Annotated in this window: 14 protein-coding genes; all 14 read right to left on the reverse strand. The window is 47.6% G+C overall.

Features of this window, described 5'->3' with window-relative positions:
• Positions 1-53: 53 nt before the first annotated feature.
• Positions 54-1,415, reverse strand: coding sequence for a bifunctional UDP-N-acetylglucosamine diphosphorylase/glucosamine-1-phosphate N-acetyltransferase GlmU (gene glmU / locus TSUB_RS16240; protein ID WP_087023625.1), 1,362 nt, complete (start codon positions 1,413-1,415; stop codon positions 54-56).
• 272 nt (positions 1,416-1,687) lie between these two features.
• Entirely contained in the window at positions 1,688-2,110 is a 423-nt protein-coding gene (locus TSUB_RS16245; protein WP_087023627.1) for a F0F1 ATP synthase subunit epsilon, read from the reverse strand.
• A gap of 21 nt (positions 2,111-2,131) precedes the next feature.
• Positions 2,132-3,535 (reverse strand): F0F1 ATP synthase subunit beta, encoded by a 1,404-nt coding sequence (gene atpD, locus TSUB_RS16250; RefSeq protein WP_087023629.1) that lies wholly within the window; start codon positions 3,533-3,535, stop codon positions 2,132-2,134.
• Positions 3,536-3,577: 42 nt separating this feature from the next.
• Positions 3,578-4,444 carry a F0F1 ATP synthase subunit gamma gene (gene atpG, locus TSUB_RS16255; protein WP_087023631.1) on the reverse strand — a complete coding sequence of 289 codons (867 nt, stop codon included), beginning with the start codon at positions 4,442-4,444 and terminating at the stop codon, positions 3,578-3,580.
• A 43-nt stretch (positions 4,445-4,487) separates the two neighbouring features.
• Positions 4,488-6,029: a F0F1 ATP synthase subunit alpha gene (gene atpA / locus TSUB_RS16260; RefSeq protein WP_087023633.1), complete on the reverse strand. Its 1,542-nt coding sequence runs from the start codon at positions 6,027-6,029 to the stop codon at positions 4,488-4,490.
• A gap of 15 nt (positions 6,030-6,044) precedes the next feature.
• Complete coding sequence (gene atpH, locus TSUB_RS16265; RefSeq protein ID WP_087023635.1) at positions 6,045-6,578, reverse strand: F0F1 ATP synthase subunit delta; 534 nt, start codon at positions 6,576-6,578, stop codon at positions 6,045-6,047.
• A gap of 15 nt (positions 6,579-6,593) precedes the next feature.
• Positions 6,594-7,064 (reverse strand): F0F1 ATP synthase subunit B, encoded by a 471-nt coding sequence (gene atpF, locus TSUB_RS16270; protein ID WP_087023637.1) that lies wholly within the window; start codon positions 7,062-7,064, stop codon positions 6,594-6,596.
• 45 nt (positions 7,065-7,109) lie between these two features.
• Positions 7,110-7,364, reverse strand: coding sequence for a F0F1 ATP synthase subunit C (gene atpE / locus TSUB_RS16275; protein WP_002540812.1), 255 nt, complete (start codon positions 7,362-7,364; stop codon positions 7,110-7,112).
• 44 nt (positions 7,365-7,408) lie between these two features.
• Complete coding sequence (gene atpB, locus TSUB_RS16280) at positions 7,409-8,215, reverse strand: F0F1 ATP synthase subunit A (protein ID WP_087023639.1); 807 nt, start codon at positions 8,213-8,215, stop codon at positions 7,409-7,411.
• Positions 8,216-8,223: 8 nt separating this feature from the next.
• A complete protein-coding gene (locus tag TSUB_RS16285; protein WP_087023641.1) occupies positions 8,224-8,613 on the reverse strand; it encodes a F0F1 ATP synthase subunit I in 390 nt (129 codons plus the stop codon).
• Between the two features lie 183 nt (positions 8,614-8,796).
• Positions 8,797-9,693, reverse strand: a complete 897-nt coding sequence (locus TSUB_RS16290) for a ParB/RepB/Spo0J family partition protein (RefSeq protein WP_087023643.1) — start codon at positions 9,691-9,693, stop codon at positions 8,797-8,799.
• A gap of 9 nt (positions 9,694-9,702) precedes the next feature.
• Positions 9,703-10,488, reverse strand: coding sequence for a ParA family protein (locus tag TSUB_RS16295; protein ID WP_087023645.1), 786 nt, complete (start codon positions 10,486-10,488; stop codon positions 9,703-9,705).
• 15 nt (positions 10,489-10,503) lie between these two features.
• Positions 10,504-11,121 carry a 16S rRNA (guanine(527)-N(7))-methyltransferase RsmG gene (rsmG, locus tag TSUB_RS16300; RefSeq protein ID WP_087023647.1) on the reverse strand — a complete coding sequence of 206 codons (618 nt, stop codon included), beginning with the start codon at positions 11,119-11,121 and terminating at the stop codon, positions 10,504-10,506.
• Positions 11,122-13,011: a tRNA uridine-5-carboxymethylaminomethyl(34) synthesis enzyme MnmG gene (mnmG, locus tag TSUB_RS16305; protein ID WP_087023649.1), complete on the reverse strand. Its 1,890-nt coding sequence runs from the start codon at positions 13,009-13,011 to the stop codon at positions 11,122-11,124.

The raw sequence follows: 13,011 nt of genomic DNA on the forward strand, positions 1-13,011 counted from the left end.
CGCATAAAAAAAGAGGCACCTAAGGTGCCTCTTTAATGCGTTTTGGGAATAAATTACGATTTTTTCACAGGTCGCTTCCAACCTTGGATCGTTCTTGCCGGTGCTCGGGTGATGACAAGTTCATCTTCACCCACATCTTTATTGATCGTCGCGCCAGCGCCAATCGTCGCTCCTTGCCCCACTTTTACTGGCGCAATGAGCTGAGTATCAGAGCCGACAAAAACATCATCTGCAATTTCCGTTTTAAACTTATTCGCCCCATCATAATTACACGTAATGGTTCCTGCGCCGATATTAACGCGATCACCCACTTGCGCGTCACCGAGATAGGTCAGATGATTAGCTTTAGAGCCACGGCCTAAACGGGTTTTCTTCACTTCAACAAAGTTACCTACATGGGAATCCCCCACCAACTCTGCTTCTGGGCGAAGGCGTGAGAATGGCCCCACGGTACAATCTTCACCGATGGTTGCACCTTCAATGATCGAATACGGGCGGATCACGGTGTTATCATCGATTTCACAATCGATCAGTACTGCACCAGTGCCAATTATTACGTTATCCCCTAAGGTCACTTGCCCTTCGATAACAACATTGACATCAATTTCTACATCAGTGCCACATTGTAGTTCGCCACGTAAATCAAAACGCGCGGGGTCGCGAAGCATGACACCTTGTTCTAACAAACGTTCGGCTTGCTGAGCTTGATAGGCTCGCTCAAGGCGCGCAAGTTGAATACGGTTATTCACCCCTTCAACTTCGATAGGACGAACTGGGTGCACAGCTTCAACCGCACGACCTTCACCATGCGCAATCGAAATAATATCGGTAAGGTAATACTCCTGCTGCGCGTTGTCGTTTTTCAGCATTGATAACCAACGCTTTAAATCGCCGCCATTCGCCACAAGCACACCGGTATTAATCTCTTTGATTAATTGCTGCTGCTCAGTCGCATCTTTCTGCTCCACAATCGCAACTACGGGTCCATTGCGGCGAATAATACGACCATAGCCTGATGGGTCATCAAGCACCACGGTCAGAAGCGCAATACCACCGGTAGGCTGTGCGTCTAATAAATTCTCTAACGTTTCTTCACTGATTAGCGGTACATCACCGTAAAGCACAAGAATCTGCTCGTCATCTCGAAAATCGGCTGCAGCACTGTTTACCGCATGACCTGTACCAAGCTGCTCAGCTTGAAGTACCCAGTTAACCGGTTCTTCTGCCAGTGTTTGCTGCATTTGATCGCCACCGTGGCCATAAACCAAATGAATGTTCTCAGCACCCAAGCTTTGGCATGTATCAATCACATGCTTTGCCATCGGCTTACCTGCCAAAGTATGTAGTACCTTGGGCATATTGGAGTACATGCGGGTACCTTTACCCGCAGCAAGAATCACTGCACTAAATGCCATGAATGACGTCCTTATTTACCTAGCAATTTCTAAACGACGAAACTTTAACAATTTCTCTTTATCCGCAAATATTAACGGCTCACTAATATAAAAGTAACCGCAAAACGGCAGTTTTTCGCAATTAAGTGACGGATTAACCCTAAAAAACGCGATCTTAGGTAATTTTCATCAGCCTTATTTCCGGTTTAAACAAAAGTCTTCGTAAGGGGGGCCGGTGAAGTAACCCTCAAAAAAAAAGCGACCCGTAGGTCGCTTTTTCATCACTATACGAATTACTGAGACTGTTTAACCAACTCAATAACACGCAGCTGGGCAATCGCTTTCGCCAGATCACTCGCCGCTTGTGCGAAGTCGATATCACCATGAGGGTTCTGAATATGCTCTTCAGCTTGACGCTTCGCATCTTCTGCTTTTGCACTATCCAGCTCTTCACCACGTATCGCTGTATCAGCCAGTACAGTGACTGATCCAGGTTGAACTTCTAGCATACCGCCTGAGAGATAAATAATCTCTTCATGGCCATGCTGTTTCACAATGCGAACCATACCAGGAATGATCGACGTCAGCAGCGGAGTGTGACCTGCAAAAATACCCAGTTCACCTTCGCTTCCTGTCACTTGAACAGATTCTGCAAGGCCAGAAAAAAGCTGTTTCTCTGCACTTACCACATCAAGTTTAAAGGTTATCGCTGCCATATCGCGTCCTCCTCAGGTCAATTAAAAGTTCTTCGCTTTTTCGAGAACTTCTTCAATTGCACCACAGTACATGAAGGCCTGCTCAGGGATATCATCATATTCACCCGACAATAAGCCTTTAAAGCTACGCAATGTATCAGCAAGCGTGACGTAGATACCCGGGTCACCTGTAAAGACTTCTGCTACGTGGTAAGGCTGCGTCAAGAAACGCTCAATCTTACGTGCACGGGCGACAGTTTGCTTGTCTTCTTCAGATAGCTCGTCCATACCAAGAATCGCAATGATATCTTTCAACTCTTTGTAGCGTTGCAGAACAGACTGCACACCACGGGCAATGTCATAGTGCTCTTGACCAACCACTAATGGGTCAAGTTGACGAGAGGTTGAATCAAGCGGGTCAATCGCTGGGTAAAGACCCAGTGACGCGATTTGACGCGAAAGTACGACCGTTGCATCCAAGTGCGCAAACGTGGTTGCTGGCGATGGGTCAGTTAAGTCATCCGCAGGTACGTATACCGCCTGAACCGATGTGATAGAGCCTTTCTTCGTTGAAGTAATACGCTCTTGAAGTACACCCATCTCTTCAGCCAATGTTGGCTGGTAACCTACCGCAGAAGGCATACGACCCAGTAGTGCTGATACTTCAGTACCTGCTAGGGTATAACGGTAGATGTTATCGATGAACAGCAGTACATCACGGCCTTCGTCACGGAAACGCTCAGCCATCGTCAAGCCAGTCAAGGCAACACGTAGACGGTTTCCTGGTGGCTCATTCATCTGGCCATAAACCATCGCAACCTTAGACTCTTCAGGGTTCTCTAAGTTTACAACGCCGGCTTCCTGCATTTCATGGTAGAAGTCGTTACCCTCACGAGTACGCTCACCAACACCAGCAAATACCGAAAGACCTGAATGTTTTAGGGCGATGTTGTTAATAAGCTCCATCATGTTGACGGTCTTACCAACACCCGCACCACCGAACAAGCCGATCTTACCACCCTTAGCAAACGGACAGATAAGGTCGATAACCTTAACACCTGTTTCTAAGAGCTCGGTCGCATTCGACTGCTCTTCATAGCTTGGTGCTTCGCGGTGAATTTCGTAACGATCTTCCTCGCCAATTTCACCACACTCATCAATTGGGTCACCCAGTACGTTCATAATACGACCCAACGTCGCATTACCAACAGGTACAGTGATTGGACGACCTGTATTTTCAACTTCTAGACCACGACGCAGACCATCAGAAGAACCCATTGCGATAGCACGTACAATGCCACCACCAAGCTGCTGCTGAACTTCCAGCACCAGACGATCTCCTTCACGTTTCACGTTCAGCGCATCATAAACTTGTGGCACTGCTTCCTGTGAAAACTCTACGTCGACTACCGCACCGATGATCTGTACGATCTTACCTGTAGCCATCGTTAATCCTCTATTCTGTTATCTATGCCTAAACAATCTGGCTTATACTGCCGCCGCACCAGAAACTATCTCAGATAGTTCTTGGGTGATCGCTGCTTGACGTGCTTTGTTGTAAACCAGCTGCAGTTCATCTATCAGATCACCTGCATTGTCAGTTGCGGCTTTCATCGCAACCATTCGAGCAGCCTGCTCTGAGGCCAGATTTTCCACTACGCCTTGGTAAACCTGTGACTCGATGTAACGAATGAGCAGTGTATCAAGTAACACTTGCGGCTCAGGCTCGTAGATATAATCCCAAGCATGGCTTCGTTTCATCTCTTCTTCATCAGATTTTGGTAGCGGTAGTAGTTGGTCAATAATTGGTTCTTGCGACATGGTGTTGACAAACTTGTTGTACACCAAGTAAAGACGGTCCAACTTACCTTCGTCGTACAGCTCAAGCATTGCACCAACAGTACCGATCAGTTCGGTCAACTCAGGGTTATCCCCAAGGCCTGAAGCTTGTGCAATAACATTACCGCCGTAGCTATGGAAGAAAGCTGTCGCCTTCGCGCCGATCAGGGCTAAATCAATCTCAGCACCTTTATCTCGCCACTCCTGCATGTCATTGATAGCAGCTTTAAACATATTGATGTTCAAACCACCACATAGACCGCGGTCAGTTGAGACGATGATATAACCAACTCGCTTAGCTTCGCGCTCTTCGAGATAGGGATGACGATATTCCAAGTTCCCCATCGCGATGTGACCAATCACTTTGCGCATTGTTTCGGCATAAGGACGTGATGAGGCCATAGCATCTTGCGAGCGACGCATTTTAGATGCCGCGACCATTTCCATCGCTTTAGTGATCTTTTGCGTGTTTTTAACGCTTCCGATCTTATTACGAATCTCTTTCGCGCCGGCCATCATTACTCTCCATTAATTCAGGTGGCGCTGCCGCCACCCGCCATTACCAAGTTTGGGTCTTCTTAAAGTCTTCAACGATCTTATGAAGCTGTGCTTCTACATCATCGTTGTAGTTACCCGTTTCGTTAATCTCGCTAACCAAAGGCGCGTGATTTAGCTTGGCATAAGAGAGCAGTGCTGACTCAAAGCTGCCTAGTACCGCGATTTCAACATCGCTTAGGTAGCCTTTCTCAGCCGCAAAGATGACCAAAGCCTGATCGAATACAGACATCGGTGCATATTGCTTCTGCTTCATCAACTCAGTCACTTTCTGACCATGATCAAGCTGCTTCTTGGTTGCTTCATCAAGATCAGAGGCAAACTGTGCAAATGCTGCTAGCTCACGATACTGTGCAAGCGCGGTACGGATACCACCAGAAAGCTTCTTGATGATCTTAGTTTGCGCCGCACCACCTACACGAGAGACAGAAATGCCTGGGTCAACGGCTGGACGGATACCGGCGTTGAATAACTCAGTTTGTAGGAAGATTTGACCATCCGTAATCGAGATTACGTTAGTCGGTACGAAGGCAGAAACGTCACCCGCTTGAGTTTCAATGATAGGTAGCGCAGTCAAAGAACCTGTTTTGCCTTTCACCGCACCGTCAGTGAAACGCTCTACGTACTCTTCACTGACACGTGCTGCACGCTCTAGCAAACGAGAGTGGAGATAGAAAACATCACCTGGGAACGCTTCACGGCCCGGCGGACGACGAAGCAATAGTGAGATTTGACGATAAGCAACAGCCTGCTTAGACAGGTCATCATAAACAATCAGTGCATCTTCGCCGCGATCACGGAAGTATTCACCCATTGCACAACCTGCATAAGGCGCAAGGTACTGCAATGCCGCAGATTCAGATGCCGACGCTACAACAACGATGGTGTTCTTTAATGCGTCGTGCTCTTCCAGCTTACGTACTACGTTAGCGATAGTTGACGCTTTTTGGCCGATAGCGACATAGATTGAATAGATACCAGAATCTTTCTGGTTAATGATGGCATCGATCGCCAGAGCCGTTTTACCGGTTTGACGGTCACCGATGATCAACTCACGCTGACCACGGCCGATCGGAATCATTGAGTCAACCGCTTTGTAGCCCGTTTGTACTGGCTCATCAACCGATTTACGATCGATAACACCCGGCGCAATCACTTCTACAGGAGAAGAAACAGAAGAGTTGATTGGCCCTTTACCATCGATTGGCTCACCAAGAGTGTTGACAACACGGCCCAACAGTTCAGGACCGACAGGTACTTCTAGAATACGACCAGTACCTTTAACCTTCATGCCTTCCTGTAGATCAGCATAAGGGCCCATTACAACGGCACCGACAGAATCACGCTCCAAGTTCAACGCCAATGCATAGCGATTACCTGGTAGTTCAATCATTTCCCCTTGCATAATTTCAGCAAGGCCATGGATACGAATAATACCGTCACTCACAGAGATGATAGTACCTTCGTTTTGCGCTTCACTGACAACGTGGAATTTTTCTATTCGCTGTCGGATCAGTTCGCTAATTTCCGTGGAATTAAGTTGCATGCTCCAATTCCCCAATTAAGACTGTAATGTATCGTTAAGGCGCGCTAGGCGGCCTCGCGCAGAATTATCGATAACCATATCGCCCGCACGGATCACAACGCCTGCGATCAAACTTGGGTCTACACTACAGTTCAGCTTCACTTTACGCGCTAAACGCTGCTCTAACTTCGCGCTGATTTCTGATAATTGCGCTTCGTCCAATTCGACTGCAGAGATGACTTGCGCTTCAATGGTCTGTTCATGAAGTGCTTTCAACATCAAGAATTGGGTAAGTACGTCAGGCAGGGCCTGAAGTCGCTTATTTTCAGCCATCACACTGACCAGATTCTGGCCATATTGATCAAGCTGCTCTCCACACACAGAAATCATCAATTCTGCTAGTTGGTCTGGCGCCATAGCGCCGGTCAATAGCTCGGCGATGGTGTCATTTTTTGCCACCTCCGCCGCAAAGACCAGCATGGTTTCCCACTCGGCCAAACTCTGATTTTCTACTGCAATATCAAAAGCAGCTTTGGCGTAAGGGCGGGCGATGGTTGTCATGGCGGACATAATCTGCCCCTCCCGTTACAATTCAGCAGTGACTTTATCAAGAAGATCTTTGTGCGCGTCTTTATCAATCGAACGCTCAAGGATTTTCTCAGCACCAGCCACGGCTAATGTCGCTACTTGCTTTCTTAGCTCATCACGGGCTCGAATACGATCAGCTTCAATTTCAGTTTGCCCTTGGGCAAGAATACGCTCACGCTCGGCATCTGCTTCGACGCGTGCTTCTTCTAAAATGAGTGCTTTTCGCTTATTCGCCTGTTCAATGATTTCAGCAGCAGCTTGTTTAGCTTCTTTTAACGACTCAGAAGCGCTTGCTTTCGCTAGGTCAAGGTCTTTCGAGGCACGATCTGCGGCCGCTAAACCGTCAGCAATCTTCTGTTGACGTTCTTCAATGGCTTCCATGAGTGGTGGCCAAACGTACTTCATACAAAAGATTACGAACAGAGCGAAGGCAATCGCCTGACCCAATAGGGTTGCATTCATATTCACAACGGCATCTCCTTCAAAAACTTACAACTGGGATCCGTTTTCGGCTTAGCCGAGTTGTCCAACAAATGGGTTCGCAAAGGTGAACAGTAGTGCAATTACGATACCGATCATTGGTACCGCATCAAGCAGACCTGCGATGATGAACATTTTCACCTGTAGCATTGGTGCCATTTCAGGTTGACGAGCAGCACCTTCAAGGAATTTACCGCCAAGCAGGGCAAAACCGATCGCGGTACCCAGTGACGCTAATCCAACGATAATACCTACGGCAATTGCAGAAAAGCTGAGTAAAGTTTCCATCACTATCTCCAGTTTATAGTTGTCGGCTTCGTTGCCAGAAAAAATTAATGATCCGCGTCTTCATGTGCTTGAGACAGATATACGATTGTCAGCATCATGAATACAAACGCTTGAATGGTAATAACCAGAATGTGGAAGATGGCCCAAGGAACGGAACCCAACCACTGTGCCCACCACGGCATTAGTGCCGCGATCAAGATAAACACCACCTCACCGGCGAACATGTTACCGAATAGACGCATGCCAAGAGAGATAGGCTTCGCAAGTAGCGAAACAATTTCAAGCATGAGGTTAAACGGTATCATAGACCAATGATTGAACGGATGAAGAGCCAGCTCTTTAACAAAACCACCTGTGCCTTTGATCTTAATGCTGTAGTAGATCATCAAGAAAAACACACCCAGTGACATTGCCATGGTGATGTTGACATCGGCTGTTGGTACGATCTTCAGATAAGGGATACCAAGCCAATGCTCCGCTGGATAAGGAATAAAATCGATAGGCACAAGGTCCATCAAGTTCATCAAGAATATCCAACAGAAGATGGTAAGCGCCAAAGGAGCTATGAGCGGATTGCGGCCATGAAAGGTATCCTTAACGTTGGTATCAACGAATTCAACCAGCAGTTCCACAAAACACTGTAATTTCCCTGGCACGCCTGATGTTGCTTTTTTAGCGACAGAACGAAATACCCAAATGAATATCATCCCTGTCAATACAGCAAAAACCAGACTATCGATATGAAAGTTCCAGAAACCGTCACCAGTTAGACCCAGCTTATACGTCGATAAGTGAGTTAAGTGGTGATCGATATAACCGGACGGTGTTAGCGCTTCACCTGACGCAGCCATAACGCTTCCTATTTGTTGTTGTTGATAAATAAAACTGGGGCAAAGAGATTCACTCCGAGCGCCAGCAAATAGGTTAGTTTGAGGGGAAGGAGTTCAACCCCAACATACAGATATGCAAGGGCAAACAGGAAGACAGTTAGTAGGATCTTAAGAACTTCACCGCTGTAGAACGAAGCCATGACCAGCTTAGCCTTACGAGCCCCACTAAAAAGGAATGCGCATGCTGCAAACGCAGCGTTGGCTATCACGCAGATGCCACCACCAATCAATGCGGAGATTCCCCAATCAACACTGACGGCTACCGTTGCCAGTAGTGCCGCTGCTAGCACGACGCCTGATTGCAAGAGCAATAACCGTTTCGCCAAACGGCGTCCGGGTTGGGCTAGCGTCGATTCCATGTAATCTGTTCCTCGATTCCATTCCACTGCACATAAACACTATGTGGGGAAAACACCGAAATTATACGATGAACAGGGTTGAATGCAATGATTTGGCAGCAAAAAAATGGCAATGATTTTACAACACAATAACTTGATCACGCCATGCAAACTAAGAATGCAAAAATGAAGTGATACAAATCACTAATTTGCGTTTAGTATTGCAAGAATTTGCTTAAATTTTTCGCTCTCATCAAAATTGATAACAATTTTGCCACGTCCGTTTTTTTGTCGACTAATAGCAACCTGAGTGCCTAACTTATCACTCAGATTGTCTTGCCATTGTTCAACTTCTTGATCTACTGCTTTTACTGCAGCCGGTTTAGGTGGCTGTTGAAGCTTACGTACCAACTTTTCGGTATCTCGCACCGTGAGGCCTTTAGCCACCACTTGCTGTGCGGTGTCGGGTTGTAAATCTTCGGGTAAAGCAAGCAGAGCTCGAGCGTGCCCCATGTCCAATTGCTTTTGAATGACATACTGCTTCACGGTTTCGTCCAGCTGATTTAAGCGCAATAAATTGCTTACCGCTGTGCGAGACTTGCCTAATGCTTCGGCGACTTGCTGATGCGTTAAACTAAACTCATTTTGCAATCGCTCTAACGCTTGCGCCTCTTCAATGGCGTTTAAGTCCTCACGTTGAATGTTCTCAATCAACGCAATAGCCACGGCAGCTCGGTCATGCACCTCTTTCACTAAGCAAGGCACTTTGGCCAACCCTGCTAGTTTCGATGCACGCCAGCGGCGTTCACCGGCAATGATTTCAAATCGGCCCTGCCCAACAGGACGCACCACTATGGGTTGAATCACGCCTTGCGCCCGAATAGAGTCTGCTAACTCAGCCAATGCCTCTTCAGACATATCTTTTCGTGGCTGATACTCACCAGGCTCGAGATCCGTAATCGCGATCTCTCGCAGTGCTTCATTATTTGCGAGCGTCGCGTTAGCATCACTGGCTGGTGACTGTTGCTTGGATTGAGCCTGAGCGCTCGTTGCAAGCAGCGCATCAAGACCGCGGCCGAGTCCGCGGTTAACTTTGTTCATGTCGAGACCTTAAGCGTGTACAGGTTGGGTTATATCGTTGCGTCGCAGCATTTCGCCAGCGAGAGCCAGATAGGCTTTTGCCCCGCTGCTGTATTTGTCGTAATACATTGCAGGTTGGCCATGGCTTGGCGCTTCAGCAAGACGGACATTGCGCGGAATCACGGTGCGGAACACTTTGTCACCAAAATGCTTCTTAAGCTGTTCCGACACTTCATTCGCCAGTCGATTACGCGGATCATACATAGTGCGTAACAAACCTTCGATTTTCAGATCCGCGTTAACTACGGCAGTGAGCTTGCTGATGGTGTCCATTAACGCCGTTAACCCTTCCAATGCAAAGTACTCACATTGCATCGGTACCAGTACGGAATCGGCAGCAGTCATCGCATTGATTGTAAGAAGGTTGAGCGCAGGAGGACAATCAATAAAGATGAAATCATAGTTATCGCGGATTGGCGCGAGGGCGTTGCGCAGCCTCACTTCCCGAGCGAAAACTTCCATCAATTTGATTTCAGCGGCAGTCACATCGCCATTGGCAGCAATGAGGTGGTACCCGCCTTCCGTCTGGGTAATCACTACCTGTTCAGGCGGGGTTTCTTCTACTAAGAGGTCATAGGCAGTCGCATCAACTTGATATTTATCGACACCACTGGCCATTGTGGCATTGCCTTGCGGATCAAGGTCGATAACCATGACACGCCGTTTCGTTGCGGCGAGTGATGCCGCTAAATTAACCGTAGTTGTCGTTTTACCAACACCACCTTTTTGGTTTGCAACTGCAATAATCTTTGCCACAAACAGACCTCTCCGTTATTTTTTCAGTATCACCAGATGGCGCTCTCCTTCCAACTCAGGGACGTTTAAGCTATGTACAGTTTCTACCTGACACCATTCGGGCAGTTCGCTTAACTCATCTTGGTTAAGCTGTCCTTTTAATGCTAAAAATCGTCCATGCGTTTCTGCAGGAAGGTGTTTACACCAGTTTACCATGTCGGAAACCGAGGCAAAGGCTCGGCTCAATACGCCGTCAAACCCTTGATCTGGTTGGAACTCTTCAACACGGCTTTGCACTGGCGTGACATTTTTAATGCCAAGTTCATGCGCGACCTGACGAATAAATCTTATACGCTTGCCTAAGCTGTCAAGCAAGACAAATGACTTTTCAGGGCACATAATCGCAAGCGGGATCCCAGGAAGTCCCGGCCCAGTGCCGACATCGATGTACTGCTGACCATCCAGTTGTGGCGCAACAACGATACTATCCATGATGTGTTTAACTAACATGTCATTCGGATCGCGCACCGATGTGAGGTTGTATGCCTTGTTCCATTTGTGCAGTAGAGCGACATAGCCGGTCAACTGCTCTAACTGCTGCTCAGTGACGACCAGGCCAGCCTGGTCGACTAATTGTTGTAAACGTTGTTTCACTTACGCGCCTTTTTTCAACATGCCTTGCTTTTTGAGGTATACCAAAAGCAGAGAAATCGCTGCTGGTGTGATACCGGAAATACGTGACGCCATACCAATAGTTTCGGGACGAGCATCATTGAGTTTCACAACCACTTCATTCGATAGCCCTTTCACCACACTGTAGTCTAAATCAAGGGGTAACTTCGTTTTTTCATGGCGCAATGACTTTTCAACTTCATCTTGCTGACGATCGATGTAACCTTGATATTTTACTTGGATCTCGATCTGCTCACGCGCTTGAAGATCTTCGATGGGAGGCGCAAATGCATCAAGTGCCGTCAGTTGATCATAAGTAACTTCAGGACGACGCAAGAGATCTTCGCCATTCGCTTCACGCGTCAAAGGCGATTTCAAAATCGCATTCACCGCATCGACGCTCGTCGATGTCGGGGCAGCCCAAAGGCCACGCAAACGCTGACGCTCTTCTTCGATGTTATCCATTTTTTCATTGAAACGAGCCCATCGCGCATCATCAACCAAACCAAGCTCGCGTCCTTTTTCCGTCAAACGAATGTCGGCATTATCTTCACGCAGTAACAGGCGATACTCCGCACGCGAAGTAAACATACGGTATGGTTCTTTAGTTCCCATAGTCGAGAGATCGTCAATGAGCACACCCATATAAGCTTGATCACGACGAGGACACCAACCATCAAGACCTTGAGCTTGAAGTGCTGCGTTCATGCCGGCTAAGAGTCCTTGCGCTGCTGCTTCTTCGTATCCGGTCGTGCCATTAATCTGCCCCGCAAAGAATAGGCCAGCGATAAATTTGGTTTCAAACGTCGACTTCAAATCACGAGGATCAAAGAAATCATACTCAATCGCATAGCCAGGGCGAATAATGCGTGCGTCTTCAAATCCTTTCATGGATTGAACGATCTTCATTTGTACGTCAAACGGCAAACTTGTTGATATGCCATTCGGGTACAACTCATGCGTCGTTAACCCTTCTGGCTCAATGAAAATTTGATGGCTGTTTTTGTCAGCAAAACGCATGACTTTGTCTTCAATTGAAGGACAGTATCGCGGGCCAACTCCTTCAATCACTCCCGCATACATCGGGCTACGATCGAGGTTATTACGAATCACATCATGGGTTTTTTCATTCGTGTGCGTAATGTAGCAAGGTACTTGGCGTGGATGGTCAGCACGACTGCCCATGAAGGAGAATACTGGTGTTGGATTATCACCGTGTTGTACTTCTAGCTGAGAAAAATCAACAGTCCGGGCATCAATACGCGGTGGTGTACCTGTTTTTAGTCGATCAACACGGAAAGGTAACTCACGTAGTCGATCGGCAAGGGCGATCGATGGTGGATCCCCTGCTCGTCCGCCTTTGTAGTTTTCCATGCCAATATGAATACGGCCACCCAAGAACGTACCTACGGTTAATACGACCGTTTTGGCATGAAACTTAAGTCCCATTTCAGTGACAACACCGGTTACTTGATCATTGTCGACGATAATATCGTCAACGGATTGTTGAAATAGCATCAAGTTGGGTTGATTTTCTAGTGCTTCACGAACCGCCGATTTGTAGAGAAGACGATCAGCTTGCGCGCGCGTGGCACGCACTGCTGGACCTTTCGAGGCATTGAGGGTTCGAAATTGGATCCCGCCTTTGTCGATGGCAGTTGCCATTAAGCCACCCAACGCATCCACTTCCTTCACCAGATGGCCTTTTCCTATGCCACCAATAGCCGGGTTACAGGACATTTGGCCCAATGTATCGATGTTGTGAGTTAACAGAAGAGTCTGTTGACCCATACGGGCAGCTGCCATTGCGGCTTCTGTGCCGGCATGACCACCGCCGACAACAATGACATCAAATGAATCTTGGTAAAACAT

Origin of the sequence: Thaumasiovibrio subtropicus (assembly GCF_019703835.1) — a bacterium.
Lineage (GTDB): Bacteria > Pseudomonadota > Gammaproteobacteria > Enterobacterales > Vibrionaceae > Thaumasiovibrio > Thaumasiovibrio subtropicus.